This window comes from Sinomonas sp. G460-2 (genome assembly GCF_047759905.1).
Classification (GTDB): Bacteria; Actinomycetota; Actinomycetes; order Actinomycetales; family Micrococcaceae; genus Sinomonas.
On sequence record NZ_JBKZWT010000064.1, the window covers coordinates 1 to 15,503 of the forward strand.

11 protein-coding genes and 1 tRNA gene are annotated in these 15,503 nt (G+C 68.5%); 11 read left to right on the forward strand and 1 reads right to left on the reverse strand.

Features of this window, described 5'->3' with window-relative positions; genetic code table 11:
- The 4 genes from ACLN58_RS08755 to der form a co-directional block, all read left to right on the forward strand.
- On the forward strand, window positions 1–836 hold an 836-nt coding region (locus ACLN58_RS08755), incomplete at its 5' end, for a pseudouridine synthase (RefSeq protein ID WP_415854879.1).
- A gap of 11 nt (window positions 837–847) precedes the next feature.
- Entirely contained in the window at window positions 848–1,948 is a 1,101-nt protein-coding gene (locus tag ACLN58_RS08760; RefSeq protein ID WP_415854880.1) for a prephenate dehydrogenase, read from the forward strand.
- Complete coding sequence (gene cmk, locus ACLN58_RS08765) at window positions 1,945–2,760, forward strand: (d)CMP kinase (RefSeq protein ID WP_415854881.1); 816 nt, start codon at window positions 1,945–1,947, stop codon at window positions 2,758–2,760. Before ACLN58_RS08760 ends, cmk begins: the two co-directional genes overlap by 4 nt.
- A gap of 90 nt (window positions 2,761–2,850) precedes the next feature.
- Window positions 2,851–4,386 (forward strand): ribosome biogenesis GTPase Der, encoded by a 1,536-nt coding sequence (der, locus tag ACLN58_RS08770; RefSeq protein ID WP_415854882.1) that lies wholly within the window; start codon window positions 2,851–2,853, stop codon window positions 4,384–4,386.
- A gap of 84 nt (window positions 4,387–4,470) precedes the next feature.
- Here der and ACLN58_RS08775 read toward each other — a convergent pair whose 3' ends face one another.
- The gene (locus tag ACLN58_RS08775) at window positions 4,471–5,607 is read right to left on the reverse strand and encodes an ABC transporter permease (RefSeq protein ID WP_415854883.1); all 1,137 of its coding nucleotides are present in this window, start codon (window positions 5,605–5,607) and stop codon (window positions 4,471–4,473) included.
- 111 nt (window positions 5,608–5,718) lie between these two features.
- Between ACLN58_RS08775 and ACLN58_RS08780 the strand changes: the two genes are divergently transcribed.
- The 7 genes from ACLN58_RS08780 to ACLN58_RS08810 form a co-directional block, all read left to right on the forward strand.
- A complete protein-coding gene (locus ACLN58_RS08780; protein ID WP_415854884.1) occupies window positions 5,719–6,315 on the forward strand; it encodes a TetR/AcrR family transcriptional regulator in 597 nt (198 codons plus the stop codon).
- A 104-nt stretch (window positions 6,316–6,419) separates the two neighbouring features.
- Window positions 6,420–6,496, forward strand: a tRNA-Pro gene (locus ACLN58_RS08785).
- A 179-nt stretch (window positions 6,497–6,675) separates the two neighbouring features.
- Window positions 6,676–6,924: a helix-turn-helix domain-containing protein gene (locus tag ACLN58_RS08790; protein WP_415854885.1), complete on the forward strand. Its 249-nt coding sequence runs from the start codon at window positions 6,676–6,678 to the stop codon at window positions 6,922–6,924.
- 19 nt (window positions 6,925–6,943) lie between these two features.
- Window positions 6,944–8,113 carry a tyrosine-type recombinase/integrase gene (locus ACLN58_RS08795; RefSeq protein ID WP_415854886.1) on the forward strand — a complete coding sequence of 390 codons (1,170 nt, stop codon included), beginning with the start codon at window positions 6,944–6,946 and terminating at the stop codon, window positions 8,111–8,113.
- Between the two features lie 1,055 nt (window positions 8,114–9,168).
- On the forward strand, window positions 9,169–9,387 hold the full coding sequence (locus ACLN58_RS08800; protein WP_415854887.1) for a hypothetical protein: 219 nt from the start codon (window positions 9,169–9,171) through the stop codon (window positions 9,385–9,387).
- 145 nt (window positions 9,388–9,532) lie between these two features.
- Window positions 9,533–12,724, forward strand: coding sequence for a DISARM system SNF2-like helicase DrmD (gene drmD / locus ACLN58_RS08805; protein ID WP_415854888.1), 3,192 nt, complete (start codon window positions 9,533–9,535; stop codon window positions 12,722–12,724).
- Window positions 12,724–15,503 (forward strand): Eco57I restriction-modification methylase domain-containing protein (locus tag ACLN58_RS08810; protein WP_415854889.1); only part of this gene is annotated, 2,780 nt, incomplete at its 3' end. The genes drmD and ACLN58_RS08810, both read left to right, overlap by 1 nt.

Sequence of the window (15,503 nt, forward strand, 5' to 3'; positions counted from 1 at the left end):
CATTCGCGAACGAGCGTTTCGGCCGCAATCTCGGACCCGTCCGGGACGGACGCAAGGCGCCCGCGCCCCTTCCGCAGCACAAGCCGCGCACGCGCGCGGAGATGAACGACGACGGCGTGCGCCTCCAGAAGGTCATGGCCAATGCGGGCGTCGCATCGCGTCGCGTGTGCGAGGAGCTCATCGAGCAGGGCCGCGTCGAGGTCAACGGACAGATCGTGACCGAGCTCGGCACCCGGGTGAACCCTGAGACCGATGCCATCCACGTCGACGGCGTGCGCATCCAGACCAACGAGCACCTCGTCTACATGGCCTTCAACAAGCCGCGCGGCGTCGTCTCCACGATGGACGATCCCGAGGGCCGGCCGTGCATCTCGGACTACCTGCGGCCCGGCACGCCGGAGCGGCTCTTCCACGTGGGGCGCCTCGACACCAACACCGAGGGGCTCCTCCTCCTGACCAACGACGGCGAGCTCGCCAACCGGCTCTCGCACCCCTCATACGAGGTGCCGAAGACGTACGTCGTCCAGGTGCGCGGCCCCATGCCGCACGGCGTCGGCGCCCAGCTGCGGCGCGGCATCGAGCTCGAGGACGGGCTCGCGAAGGTCGATTCGTTCAAGCTCGTCGACTCGACGCCGGGCTTCGTGCTCGTCGAGGTCGTGCTCCACTCGGGCAAGAACCGGATCGTTCGCCGCATGTTCGACGCCATCGGCTTCCCCGTGCAGCGGCTCGTCCGCGCGAAGATCGGCCCGATCGGCCTGGGCGACCAGAAGCAGGGCACCATCCGGAAGCTCGGCAAGCAGGAAGTCGGCCACCTCATGGCCGCGGTTGGCCTGTAGGTCGGACCAGCATGGCTTCCACGCATCTCACCGGGCCGGTCGTGGTGATCGGCACGGGGTTGCTCGGCGCGAGCATCGGGCTCGGCCTTGAGCATCGCGGCGTGCCGGTCTTCCTCGAGGACACGTCGCCCACGAATCAGGCGGTCGCGGTCGACATCGGGGCCGGACGGCCGGTCGCGGAGCTTGAGGCCGATTCGGGGGTCCAGCCCCAGCTCGTCGTCGTCGCCGCTCCGCCCGACGTGACGGCCGGCGTCGTCGAGCGCTCGCTCGAGCGGTGGCCGCGCGCCGTCGTCGTCGATATCGCGAGCGTCAAGGCGGGCATCCTCGCGGAGCTGCGCGGCCGCAGCGTCGACCTGTCCCGGTACGTGGGCACGCACCCCATGGCCGGGCGGGAGAAGTCGGGGCCCGTCGCCGCGCGCGGCGAGCTCTTCACGTCGATGCCGTGGGTCGTGTGCGCGCACGCGGACTCGACCCACGACGCCGTCCGGCTCGCCAAGGCGCTCGGCGCCGACCTGGGCGCGCTCGTCCTCGAGTTCGACGCGGACGAGCACGACGAAGCCGTGGCTCTCGTGAGTCACCTTCCACAGGTCATGTCCTCCCTGCTCGCGAGCCGTCTGCTCGGCACCGACCTCCGGCTCCTTTCGCTCGCGGGCAACGGCCTGCGGGACACGACGCGCATCGCGGCGAGCGATCCCGGGCTGTGGGTGCAGATCCTCGGAGCCAACGCGGACAAGCTCGTGAAGCACCTGTACGGTGTGCGAGAGGACGTTGAGCGGCTCATCGGAACGCTCGAGGCACCGGCCGCGCCGGGCGCGCGGCTGGACCTTGCGCAGCTCATGACCGAGGGCAACGCCGGACAGGCCCGCATCCCGGGCAAGCACGGCGGCCCGCCCCAGGCGTTCGCGTGGCTCACGGTCCTCGTCGACGACAGGCCCGGGCAGATCGCCAAGCTGCTCACCGAAATCGGCGAGATCGGGGTCAACCTCGAGGATCTGCGCCTCGACCACTCGTCGGGACGCAACGTGGGCATGGTGGAGATCTCCGTGCTCCCGAGCAAGCACGATGAACTGATAGCGGAACTGGAGGAGCGGGGATGGCGGGTGCTGCAGTGACTGAATTCGAGGCCTCGGGGGAAGCGGGCTCGGAAACCAGTGCGGAGCTCAGCTCGGAAATCAGCGCGGCGAGCACGGCGCGGGGCACGAGCGTGCGGTACACGCCGAGGAGCGAGCCGGTTCGAGTCGGCCGTCCGCTCGTCGTCGCGATCGACGGCCCCTCCGGGTCCGGCAAGTCGAGCGTCTCGAAGGAGGTGTCGCGGCGCCTCCGCCTCGCGTACCTCGACACGGGCGCGATGTACCGGGCCGTCACCTGGGACTGCCTCGAGCGCGAGCTCGACCTCACGGACAGCGCGCTCGTCGAGGCCTCGGCCCGTGCTCTCGACCTCGAGCTCAGCACGAGCGCGGACCGCGAGTATGTCTCGGTGCGCGGCCACGACGTGACCGAGGCGATCCGCGAGCCGCGGATTTCCTCCTCCGTGAGCGCCGTCGCAACCAACCTCGGCGTCCGCGACGAGCTCATCCGCCGCCAGCGCGCGCTCATCGCGGCGCACGGTCGCCGCATGGTCGTCGAGGGCCGCGACATCACGACCGTGGTGGCGCGCGACGCCGAAGTCCGGCTCCTGCTCACGGCCTCCGAGGAGGCCCGCCTGCGCCGCAGGGGGCTCCAGCTCGGCGGGACGCAGAGCGCCGAGGCGCTCGTGCAGCAGGTCGTCGAGCGCGACCGCCGCGACTCCACGGTCGCGAGCTTCACGCAGGCCGCGGACGGCGTCTACACCGTTGATTCATCAGACCTCGACTTCGAGGAGACCGTGACCGCGGTCCTCGATGTCGTCCTGGCCGCCGTGGGCGGCCACCCGGCCGGTGCTTGATTCGGCCACCCCAGACAACCACTGCTCCGAAACCGTCGTTTTGAGCCGTCAAAACGACAGTTGCGGAGCAATCGATGAAGGAGAACCAGCATGAGCGACGCCCCGGGCGATATCGCCGCTGACGAGTACGAGCCCGAGGGCACCGACGAGATCGCCGAGCACCTTGCGGCGATGGACGACGACGAGGCGGAGCAGCGTGCCGCGGCCCTCCGCGCGGGACTCGAGGATTACGAGCTCGACGACGAGGATGCGCGCCTCCTCGCGGGCGTGGGGGAGGACTGGGACCCGGACGCGCCTACGCGCATGGACCCGGTCCTCGCGATCATCGGCCGCCCGAACGTGGGCAAGTCGACGCTCGTGAACCGCATCCTTGGCCGCCGCGAGGCGGTCGTCGAGGACGTGCCCGGAGTGACGCGCGACCGCGTCTCCTACCCGGCCGAGTGGAACAACCGCCGGTTCACGCTCGTGGACACGGGCGGATGGGAGCACGACGCGAAGGGCATCCATGCGTCCGTCGCCGAGCAGGCCGAGATCGCCGTGAGCATGGCGGATGCTGTGCTGTTCGTCGTCGACTCGACGGTCGGCGCGACGGCCACGGACGAGGCCGTGATGCGCATGCTGCGCAAGTCGAAGAAGCCCGTCCTTCTCGTCGCGAACAAGGTCGACGACTTCGCCCAGGAGTCCGACGCCTCGGTCCTGTGGGGCCTCGGTTTCGGCCAGCCCTACGCGGTGTCCGCGGTGCATGGGCGCGGCGTCGCCGATCTGCTCGACGCCGTGATCGAGGTGCTGCCGGAGTTCTCCGCGATCGCCGGGATCGAGCGTTCTGGCGGCCCTCGCCGCGTTGCGCTCATCGGGCGGCCGAACGTGGGCAAGTCCTCGCTCCTGAACAAGCTCGCGGGCTCCGAACGCGTCGTCGTGAACGAGATCGCGGGCACCACGCGGGATCCCGTGGACGAGTACATCGAGCTCGGCGGGCGCACGTGGCGCTTCGTCGACACCGCGGGCATCCGCCGCCGCCAGCACATGGCCAAGGGCGCAGAATACTACGCCTCCCTCCGCACGCAGGCCGCGCTCGAGAAGGCGGAGGTCGCCGTCGTCCTTCTTGGCGCGGACGAGGTGCTCGCTGAGCAGGACGTGCGCATCATCAACCTCGCGATCGAATCGGGCCGCGCGCTCGTCATCGCGTTCAACAAGTGGGACCTCATGGATGAGGAGCGCCGCCGCTGGCTCGAGCGCGAGATCGAGAAGGACCTCGCGCACGTCGAGTGGGCGCCCCGCGTCAACCTGTCCGCGAAGACGGGCTGGCACCGCGACCGGCTCGTCCCCGCGCTCGACAAGGCCCTCGCCGGGTGGGACACCCGCATCCCCACGGGCCGCCTCAACGCGTTCCTCGGCGAGCTCGTGGCCGCGCATCCGCACCCGGTGCGTGGAGGCAAGCAGCCGCGCATCCTGTTCGGCACGCAGGCGCAGAGCCGCCCGCCGAAGTTCGTTCTCTTCACCACCGGCTTCCTGGACCCCGGCTACCGCCGATTCATCATGCGGCGCCTCCGCGAGACGTTCGGCTTCGAGGGCACGCCGATCGAGATCGGCATGCGCGTGCGCGAGAAGCGCTCGCGGAAGAAGTAGCCGGCCCTTTCGGGACGTTCGACGGCGGCCCGGTCACCTCTCGCTGGGAGGTGACCGGGCCGCCGTCGTCTGTCTTTTGGGTTCTTAGAGCTCCGCCGCCGCGGGCTGGTTGCGGAAGTGCCCGATCGCGATGAACAGCGCACCGGCCACCGCCCACCCGCCGAGCACGAGCCACGGGAACATCGTGTCCGCCGACGGGAAGTAGGAGAGCTCGCGCAGGAGCGTGCCGGACGCGCCGGGGACGAACCACTGGCCCACATCGCCCCACGGCGCGGGGAGGAACTCCTTGGGCTGCGTGAGCGAGGACAGCGGGTTGCCGATGAACATCGTGATGACGGCGCCGACCGCGATGCCCGCGCGGCCGATGAGCGCGTTGAGCCCCGCGATGACCGCCGCCGTCGCGGCGATGCCTAGACCGATCGCGCCCGCGTTGATCCAGTAGCTCGACTGGAGGATGTGAAACCAGCCCTGGAGGATGCCGGCGAGGCCGAGCCCGCCCGCGGCGCCGTACGCCACGACCGCGACGAGGCGGCGCCACGTGCCGGAGACGAGCAGGGAGATGAGCACGCCGCCGAGGATCCCGCCGATCACGAGCGGGAGGCCCGCGACGGCGAGGCCAGAGCCGCGCGGGTCGTCGGAGGAGAGCGGCACGACGTCCGTGACCTTGACCGTCGGCGTCGCGGCGTTCTGCTGGGCGCCCGCGGCCGGCGCCGTGCTCTGGGTGGAACCGGCTTGCGGCGCCTGAGCGCGCTGCTGCGCCTGCTGTAGTGCTTGCTTGAGCTGGGCGATGACCTGATCCTGGATCTGCTGCTGCATCTGGGCGCCCAGCTGCGTGAGCGCCTGCGACGCGACGGGGCTCGCGGCGCTCGCCACGAGGATCTCGGGCGACGAGCCGAGCACGATCGCGCCATAGACCTCCCGGCGCTGGATCTGGCCGATCGCGTCGTCGCGGCTCGACGCCGTGCGGAGGTCGAGCGCGCCCGCCGGGGCCTTCGACGCAACCTGGGAGATCTGGTCCGCGCTTCCGACGGCGGCGATCGGCAGGTTCTGGACCTTCGCGGTGACGCTGGGCCACGCGAAGGCGATGAGCACCACGCAGACGATGGCGGCCGCCAGCACCGCGGCGCCGAGTGCGGCGGGCCAGGGCGTGTGGCGGCCGGTGCGGGTCTCTGCGCGGTGGGTCGTGTGCTCTGGGGCGTGGACGACGGTCTCGGCTGACATGGCCGGTCCTCTCGAGTGATGGTTGCAAGAAAACGAATGCTCATTCACTATTGTGCTCCGGGGAGATACGCTGTCAAGAACGAGCATTCGTTTTTCTGGGTGAGGTGGGTCATGCCGAAGGTCAGTGAGGAGCATCGGGAGGCCATGCGGCGGCGCATCCTGGATGCCGCGCTCACATGCGTGGCGCGCAAGGGCTTCGCTGCGGCGTCGATGGCGGACATCGTCGCGGAGGCGGGGCTCTCGGCCGGTGCTGTGTACCTGTACTACAAGGGCAAGGAGCAGCTCACGGTCGACGTCGGCCGGCGGGTTCTCGAGGACCGGCTCGCCATCCTTGAGGTGCTCGGGCGGGCCCGGCCCGTCCCGCCGCCTTCCGAGGTCATCATCGACATGATGGCTGGGCTGCCCCAGACCCAGTTCTTCCCCGGCATCGCGCTGCAGGTGTGGGGGGAGGCCGTGCATCACGACGAGCTCGCTCTCGTTGCCCGGCAGATCATCGGCGAGGTCACGGCCGGGATCGCGGCCTATCTGCAGGGATGGCTCGAATCGGCTCGCGGCCTCTCCTCCGACGCCGCCGCGGGGGAGGCGGCGCGGATCGCCCCCGCCGTCGTGGGCCTCGTGCAGGGGTACATCGTGCAGGTCGCGTTCGCTGGTGGGGACATCGCGGAGCGGTATCTTGAGTCCGCCCGCGGGGTGCTCGAGAGGCTCTGATCGGGGCCCGCCGGGAGGCCTGTCGATTCGCGATCGTGGGGCCACTCGTATATGCTGGAGCGGTTGCTTGAACGGGCGCCACAAGCGAGAACGGGCAGGCATTTCGGGCTGTAGCGCAGCTTGGTAGCGCACTTGACTGGGGGTCAAGGGGTCGCAGGTTCAAATCCTGTCAGCCCGACCACGAAGCCGCGGAGACCCAAGGGTTCCCGCGGCTTCTGCGTAGGCGAGATTTGAACCGGCCATCAAAAACCCATCAAAAACCCCTCCTGCAGGGTGCCCTCGCGGCCACGGAATTCGGCTCGACGGCGTTCCTTCCGGACACTCACGGTCGGCCCGGGACGCCCGGCGCACCTGCCGGGCATGACCACTCCAGCACCCGTCCCGCCGCCCCAGACCGGCCTGCCGCCGCTGCTCGACATCCGCGAGCTCTCGGCCTACCTCGGCGTCCCGGTCTCGACGGTCTACGACTGGCGCGCCCGTGGCCTCGGGCCGCGCGCATACCGGTTCGGCAAGCACCTCAAGTTCGCCGTGGACGACGTGACCGCCTGGATCGAGGCGCAGCGCGACCCAACGCCGTCGTCGCCGCGGCAGCCGTCGGATCGGCGGTGACCCGGTGAGCCGCCCCCGCGTGACGATCGGCACCTACGGCGAGATCACCACCCGCCGCCGCCCGAGCGGCCTGGTCGAGGCCCGCACCCGCTACCGGGACTGGGACGGCGTCGCGCGGCTCGTGCAGGCCAGCGCCGAAAGCGCGGCTGCCGCGACCCGGGCGCTGAAGGCCAAATGCGCCGAGCGCAACCTGCTCGCCCCGACAACCGGGACGCTGGGGCCCGAAAGCCCGTTCCCCGACCTGGTCGAGTACTGGCTCGAGGACATCGACCTGGAGGGCCGGCTCGCGACCGCGACGCGGCAGCTCTACGAGCGCGATATGCGCACCCTTGTGCTCCCCGCCTTCGCCGGGCTCACCCTGCGCGAGATCGGCGTCGCCCGCTGCGACCAGTTCCTCAAGCAGCTCGCCAAGCAGTCCTATGCCAAGGCCAAGCACGCCCGCGTCGTGCTGCGGCTCGCCCTGGCCCTGGCCGTCCGCCACGAGGTGCTGCCGCGCAACCCAGTCGACCACGTCTCCCGCCTGCACCGCCCCGCCAAGACCCCGGATGCGCTCACCCCGGCGGAGGTCAACGCGATCCGGGCCGCGGTCGCGTTCTGGGAGGCCGGCCTGTCGTCGTCGGGGCCCAGGCCCGACGGGCAGCTGGGCGCGATCGTGGAGGTCATGCTCGGCACCTCCGCCCGGATCGGGGAGGTCCTTGCGATCCGCCGCCGCGACATCGGCATCGCCAGTTCCCCGCCCTCGATCCGGATCGCCGGGACCATCGTCAGCCACCGGGGCGAGCCGACCGTGCGGCAGGACCACCCCAAGACGACGAAATCGTGCCGGACGATGGCGGTCCCGTCGTTCACCGCCGAGGCCGTGCGGCGCCGGCTGGCGAGGCTGGAGGACCCGTCGCTGGATGCGCTGCTGTTCTGCAGCCGGGAGGGAACCCCGCTGACGACGAACAACGTCCGCCGCCAGCTCCGCCATGTGATGGACCTGGCCGGGATCACCGGAGTCACCCCGCACCTGTTCCGCCGGACCGTGGCGACCGCGATCAGCGCCGAGGCCGGGGTCGACCTCGCGGCCGAGCTGCTCGGCCACACGGACCCGAAGATCACGATCCAGCACTACATCCGCCGCAACGAGATGGTGAACCCGGCCACCGCCGAGATGCTCGAGCGCGCATTCGCGAAAGACGAGGCGTGATCTTCCCTGGCAGCGTGCCTATGCGCGACACTGGGCTGGGCGGAACGCAACGGGACGAGAACGGTGCCGAACGGAAAGCTCTGATCGTATCGGCTGCATGAGGGGGACTCGTGGGGACTGAAGACGCTGTGCGCAGCAGTGCCACGGTCTCCCTCGTGATGGCGGCCGACGGTGCCGCCACGGTGGCGGCACCGTGCGACCTGGGCTTATGCCCGCCTACGGTCAACCAGGTCGCCAGCCGTCGCGGGGTTGGCGAGCTCGCCCGAGGTCAGCACCGACGCCGGGACGGTCGTCGCCCCCGCTACGGGCGTCCGTGCAGGATGGCGGCGCTTGAGACCTTCCTGCCCGGCGCGGACGCGGACGAGCGCCTTGGCGGCGAGATGTTCCAGACCGGTTGCGGGTCTGCGCCTCGGATGTCCGCAGCCGGGTCCGACCTGTGCACCTGACGGTGGGGCCACGGTGGCCCCACCGTCTGACCTGGGCAATCTCCGGTGCCGATCAACTCGGGTGCCTCCTGACGTCGCACGGCGTCCCCGGCGAGCAGGGGCGTCGTCCACGAGCTCGCTTGGCGGTTCGCCGATGATCTGCCGCGGCAGAACGACCCTTTCCGCGGCAGTCTCCCTCAGTCCTGGTTCGGGGTTGCCGAGCATTACACACGGCATGGCGGGCCACGACGTGCCGCGGATGTCCGATAGCGTGCGGGCCTGGAATCCGCGGCGCAGGGCCTCGAACGTCGAGGCCCTAGAGGAGGCCTCAATGAGCCTGACGCAGGTGTGCTTGACCCCAGTACGCCCTCTCGCCGGATGCCATCCCAGCAGGGCGAACCCGTACCAGTTCTTCCGTTCGCGGCCTATTGTGTTTCTCAAAGGCGCCACCTCCCAGCAGCTAGGTGCACACGCGCTCCCCGGCATCGAGGTTGGTGCGGTGCCGGGACCAGATGGGCTCAGCCCATCTGGTCCAAACCTGGACGATTCGCCTGCGGACGGCGCCCGTGGCCGCCGAACGCCAAAACTAAAGAAGCTGAAGCGCGCGGCCGCTCACCCTTGACCGGGAGGGTGAACTGGCGGGGCACGACGGCCATCGATGAACGAGAGCCGATGATGAAGGGCCGGCTCGATTCCGTGGGCGTCATCGCGGCGCTTTCCTTGGCCGCGCAACGAGCTGCAGCCGCTCGTGACCCGTTCGACGGGCACCCTTGGGCGTGGGCGCAGCCCGCCGAGGTGCTGCCTGACAGCCGCGACCAGTCGGCACCGCGCACTCCTACGGCCAGGTGAGGGCGAGTTGGGCAGCCGAGCCACAGCACCGTGCGCAACAAGAAAGGGACATGCTCATCACCACGCCGAGAGCTTCCTTCACCCGCCGCGTCCGTTGTGCATGGCAGAGTGAGATGAGCGCAGGAGAGCGCCCGGCACCGGGCTCATGGCGCCGGTCAAACTGGATTCGAACGAAGAGGAACTAGACGTGTCAAGCTCCGCCGTCGCTCCGGCACTCCCCGAACCGGGCCAGGTCGTCGAGGTCAGGGGCTCGACGTGGGCCGTCTCAAACGTCCAGGTTCAGGGTCTGCCACGAAGCCCGGCTGATGAGTCGGTCGCGCAGCTCAGCCACGTCGTCGACCTTCAGTCGCTTGACGAGGTCAGCCTCGGCGCCCAGCTCAGCGTGGTGTGGGAACTCGAAGTCGGCCATGCTGTCACCCCGGCGCAGGGCCTGCCGGATCTGATCCTCGCCGATGGCTTCGACGAGCCGGAGACGCTGGCCGGGTTCATCGACGCGATGCGTTGGGGTGCCGTGACAAGTGCCGACCCGAACCGCCTTCAGGCGCCGTTCTGGTCGGGCGTCAACGTCGAGGCCTACCAGCTTGAGCCGCTGCGGCGCGCCCTCGGCGCGACGAGGGCGAACCTGCTGCTCGCGGACGACGTGGGCCTTGGCAAGACGATCGAGGCAGGCCTGGTCATCCAGGAGTTGTTCCTGCGGCACCGGGCGCGGACTGCGGTGATCGTGTGCCCGCCGAGCCTGTCGCTGAAGTGGCAGGACGAGATGCGTGAGAAGTTCGGTCTGGAGTTCACCATCGTCAACTCCGAGTTGATGGCCCAAGTACGCCGCACCCACGGTTTGCAGGCCAACCCGTTCCAGATCTTCCCGCGCGTGATCGTGAGCATGGCGTGGCTTCCACAGCTGCGCGCCCAGCGGTTGCTGCGAGATGTCTACGCCCAGGCGTCGAACCCGAAGACTGGCAGTCGCTACGCGTTCGACATCCTCGTGGTCGATGAGGCGCACCACGTCGCCCCGTCGAGCCCGTCCACCGTCACCGGTGTGCGCGGTTATGCGATCGACACCCGGCGCACCGTCGCAGTGCGGCAACTCGCCGACAAGTGTGAGCACCGGATGTTCCTCAGCGCGACTCCGCACAACGGGCACCCCGAGTCGTTCACCGCGCTGATGGAGATGATCGACCCGCGCCGTTTCGCGCGAGGGGCGAACCTCGACTCGAGAGCGCTGAAGGACGTCACGGTCCGGCGATTGAAGGCTGACTTGACGGACAAGGGCTTCAAGAAGCGCACGGTCAACACGATCGTGTTCGAACCGGCTGACGCCGAGCAGCGGATGTTCTCGCTGCTGGACGAGGTCGTGGCCAAGAGCGCCAAGCTCAACGGCACTAAGCCCTCCGGCGACATCGTGACGATGCTGCTGAAGAAGCGGTTCTTGTCCAGCCCCTTCGCGTTCGGGATGACGCTGAGCAACTATCTGTCGTCCAAGGCCGGACGAGGCCTGTCGGATGACGAGTACGACGACATCTTCGGCGAGGGCCAGTCCGACGAGGAAGAGGGCCTGTGGGAGCAGGACGAGTCCGAGAAGCTGCGTGAGTCGAAGGGCTCCGACCCCCTCATCGGCGCCGAACCCGGCCAACTCGAGGAACTGGCGAGCTGGGGCTTGAGCTACGAGAGCCGCGCCGACTCCCGCCTTGACAACCTGATCGGCTTCCTCAACGGCGTGTGTCGTCCGGATGGTAAGCATTGGTCGAACGAGCGCATCGCCGTCTTCACCGAGTACGCACACACCGTCGAATGGCTTACCCGCGTGCTACGACAGAAGGGCTACACCGAGGATCGCCTGGCGGTAATCCAGGGTTCAACTGCGCCCGAGGACCGCGAGTACATCCGCTCGCAATTTACCGCTGACCCGTCGAAGGAGCCGGTTCGGGTGCTGCTCGCCACGGATGCCGCAGGCGAGGGCATTGACCTCCAAACGTACTGCCACCGGCTGGTGAACTTCGACATCCCGTTCAACCCCTCACGCCTGGAGCAGCGCATCGGTCGCATCGACCGGTATGGCCAGACCGAGACGCCGCAGGTATACCACTTCGTGCCCGAGTCGGTTTCATCCACTTACGCTTCGGACCTGCGGTTCATGCAGATCATCGCACGCAAGGTCGCCCAGGTGGAGTACGACCTCGGCTCGGTAAACCAGGTCATCGGCGGCGAGATTCAGGGTCGCTTTGGGCATGGAGCGCGCAAGGGCGCCAAGGCGAAGGGCATCGACACCAACGAGGTCATCAACGCCGCCCTTGCCGGAGGAATAGAGCTTAATGCGCGCCTGACTCAGTTGGAGCAGGGTTACAACGCTTCCCGCACCGGGATGCACCTTGATCCGGTGAACCTGCGCCGCGTTGTCGACACTGCCCTGCGTATCAACCACCAGTCGGCGCTGATCAGGAACTACGACTTCGGCGAGGACACGGACTCCGAGGTATTCACCGTCCCCACGCTCACCGCGGGCTGGCGCGACACCCTCCGCGGTCTCGACACCCGACTCGACCCTGGTGTGCTGCGACCGATCACATTCGACCCCGATGCAGCAGGGGGACGTGCCGATCTCGTCTACGTGCACCTCGGCCATCCCATCGTGCAGAAGGCCCAGCGTTTGCTGCGTCGGTCGCTGTGGAGCGTGGACTCCACGCTCCGACGCGTCAGCGCTGTGGTGGTCGACAACTTAGAAGAGTCGTTCGTGGCTGCCGTCACGCGTATGGTCCTCGTGGGCCGCGGCGGCGTGCGGCTCCACGAAGAAGTGTTCCTCGCGGGAGTCCGACTGCACGGACGCCGGGCGATGGCCGAGGAGCGTGCCGAGGAGGAGCTCGATAAAGCCCTCGATGGCGCGAACCTCTCGCTGGCGGACACCCGCGTGCGCGAGCAGCTCTGCGACCTGTGGAACGCTCCGGATGCCCCCCTGCGTCTGGGGCTGGAGCGAGCGATGCGCGAACGCGCCGGGCGCAAGCAGGTCCAAGTGACTGACCAGCTCCGCCGTCGCGAGGCCGAAGATGTGCAGCGCGCAATGGAGATCTTCGCTGCGTTCCGTGCCAACCTTCGCGACTCCCTCGCTAGCCTCCGTGAGCTGGAAGCCCAAGCGCAAGGTCAGCTCTTCACCGACCCCGATCAGGAACGCCAGTGGCGACGCGATCGGGAGGCTATGCAGCGCCGTCTCGACGAACTCGACGACGAGGAAGCGCGCGAGATCGCCGCCATAAGAGACAGGTACGTAGACGTTAGGCCCCACACGACCGCCGCCGCCGTGGTGTTCGCGCTAACCACCGCCGACGCAGACGGGTGGCGTGACTGATGGCTCGCAAGACCGCTTACAAGCCAAAGACACTCAGCGTCGCCGACCAGCATCGCGCATGGCTCGAACTTGTTGACACCGAAGGCCCGTTCCTCGCGATCCCCCCGCTCAAGCGGGTCTGGCCGCAGGGCATGCCTGCCCTTTCTGACTCCCGCAAGGCCACCCTGGTCGATGCCCGCAAGGATTTCGAGGCCGCGTGGGATCGCCTCGACCGCGACCCAGGCGCCGAGGCTGCCCTGGACACGTACCGAGTCGAACGTGACAAGTGGGTCGAGACGATCCTGCGCGACGTCGCGGGATGGGCCGAATCACTGATCTGGGGCGAGGTCCCCGGCATCGCCGCGCACTCCCCGAACCGCGCCGTCACCGTCCGCGCCCAGGCAGCACTGAACGGTGAAGAAGGCATCGGCGCGCTCGTCCATGTCATTGACCCGGTCGACTCGCTGCGCGAGGTTTCCGGTGACCTGTGGGCGGCGAACCCGATCGACCGCGTCGAGGTGATGCTGCGCGAGAGCCGCATCCCCATCGGCATCGTCACCGACGGCCGCTGGTGGGGCCTCGTCTGCGCCCGCGAGAACGCCATGGCTGCCTCAGGGATCGTGGACGCCCTGACCTGGATCGAGGAGCCCCGCACCCGCGACGCCTTCGTCGCCCTGATCGGGCGGATGTACCTCATCGGTGGCGACCCCAACGACCGACTCCCGGTTCTGTTCGAGGAATCCGTCGCCGCCGCCGAGGAGATCACCGAGGCCCTGGGAGCCCAGGTGCGCCGAGCTGTCGAGCTTCTCATCCAGGCGTTCTCCGAGTCCGCCGCCGACGCGCGGCGCCGTAAGCTACCCGACCCGCTCCCACCCCGATCGCACGTTACCTACGAGGCCGCCGTCACCGTGATGATGCGCATCGTATTTCTACTCTTCGCGGAGCAACGCGGTCTGCTGCCCTCGGGCGAACTGTTCGACCAGGGCTACGGCGTCGCGGGCGAACTCGACCAGCTCCTGGCCCGCGAATCTGAAGAGAGCGAGGAAGCCCTCGACGCGACCTCGCTCACCTGGCACCGGCTGCTTGCCACCAGCAACGCCCTCTACCGTGGGGCCACCTTCGAGAACCTCCGCATGCCCGCCTATGGCGGCTCGCTCTTCGACCCGGCGCGATTCCCGTTCCTCATTGCGACCAACGAACTCGGCACTCTCGGCATCACGGTTCCCGATCGCGTCATGCTGCACGTCCTGCGTTCGGTGCAGATCGCCGACATCAAGGGCGAAGCCCGCCGCATCTCGTTCAGCGACATCGACGTCGAGCAGATCGGCTACATGTACGAAGGCCTCCTCGGTTATACCGCCCGCGTCGCCGATGAGGTCATCGTCGGCATCAAAGGCACCCGCGGCGAGGAACCCGAAATACCGCTCGCCACGCTCGAAGATCTCGCCGAGAAGAACGCCGACCGAAAGAAGCTCGCCAAGGCGATCCGTGAGTACGTCGAGAAGGATCAGCCGTCGGCGAAGCCTCAGTCGGAGGCCGCCATTGCCAAGGCGATCAACGCAACCGTCGACCCCAGCATCGTGAGCGCGCTCACCCAAGCCGTGGGCGACGACCCCGAACTGCGCGACCGCGTCAAGCCGTGGCTCGGCCTGATGCGCCTCGACCTGCGCAACCGGCCCTTCGTCATCCTCGACGGGGCACTCCTGGTCAAGGAGACGCCCTCGCGGAAGAACGCGGGCGCTCACTACACGCCGAGGTCGCTCGCCGAGGACGTCGTGAAATACGCGCTCGAACCACTGTGCTACTCGCCTGGCCCACACGAGTCCGCGAACCGGGACGATTGGAAATTGAAGTCGCCCGAGGACATCCTGCGTCTCAAAGTTGCCGACATCGCCTGCGGATCCGGCGCGTTCCTCGTCGCCGCGGCACGTTTCCTGGCAGACCGCCTTGTCGAGGCGTGGGTCGCCGACAACCCGGCATACGCCGGGCGGAAGGACCTGCACACCCTCGCGATCCGTGAGGTCGTCGCCACGTGCCTCTACGGCGCCGACATCAACGACATGGCCATCGAGATGTGCAAGCTCTCGCTGTGGCTCGTCTCTCTCGACCGCGACCTGCCCTTCTCGTTTGTGGACGACAAGGTCTTCCTCGGCAACTCCCTGCTCGGCCTCTCCCGTATCAAGCAACTTCGCGCGATGCATATCGACCCTGCGAAGGCCAACCGGCAACAAGACATGCTCGAGACCTTCGAGGTCGACGTCGATTCGATCATCAAGCGCGCCGTCGAACTTCGCGAAGCCCTCGCTTCACCGGTGGAACCGGACGACAGCCCGGCGCGTTCGGCCGCTGCGAAGCGGCGTCAGCTCTCCCAACTGCGTGACGTCACCGCCAGCCTCCGCAAGCTCGGCGACAGCATCGTCGCGGCCGGTCTGCCGTTCGGCGGAAAGCCCGGAAAGGCCCTGGACGCCGCCTACGAAGACCTACGTGAAGCCGCACGGAAGGCCTACCCGGGGTCCAACGAAGGCACCGCGGACAGCAATTGGCTCGATGCAATCATCGACCGCGGCCTCACACCAACCGTCGTGACCGACTACGTCCGCTGGCAGCCGCTTCACTGGATCATCGAGGCCGCGGACGTGATGGTCGACCATGGCGGTTTCGACGCCATCATCGGTAATCCTCCGTTCCTCGGCGGGCAGAAGCTCACGGGCGCAATGGGCACCTCCCTCCGCGACTGGTTCGTCAACGTCCTCGCCGAGGGGCGACGTGGTAGCGCTGACCTCGTCGCGTATTTCCTATT

Bases quoted from the DNA above. Each gene is read 5' to 3' on its own strand.
- ACLN58_RS08760 (WP_415854880.1), top strand. From the start codon at position 848: ATGGCTTCCACGCATCTCACCGGGCCGGTCGTGGTGATCGGCACGGGG.
- der (WP_415854882.1), top strand. From the start codon at position 2,851: ATGAGCGACGCCCCGGGCGATATCGCCGCTGACGAGTACGAGCCCGAG.
- ACLN58_RS08775 (WP_415854883.1), bottom strand. From the start codon at position 5,607: ATGTCAGCCGAGACCGTCGTCCACGCCCCAGAGCACACGACCCACCGC.
- ACLN58_RS08780 (WP_415854884.1), top strand. From the start codon at position 5,719: ATGCCGAAGGTCAGTGAGGAGCATCGGGAGGCCATGCGGCGGCGCATC.
- ACLN58_RS08790 (WP_415854885.1), top strand. From the start codon at position 6,676: ATGACCACTCCAGCACCCGTCCCGCCGCCCCAGACCGGCCTGCCGCCG.
- drmD (WP_415854888.1), top strand. From the start codon at position 9,533: ATGGCGCCGGTCAAACTGGATTCGAACGAAGAGGAACTAGACGTGTCA.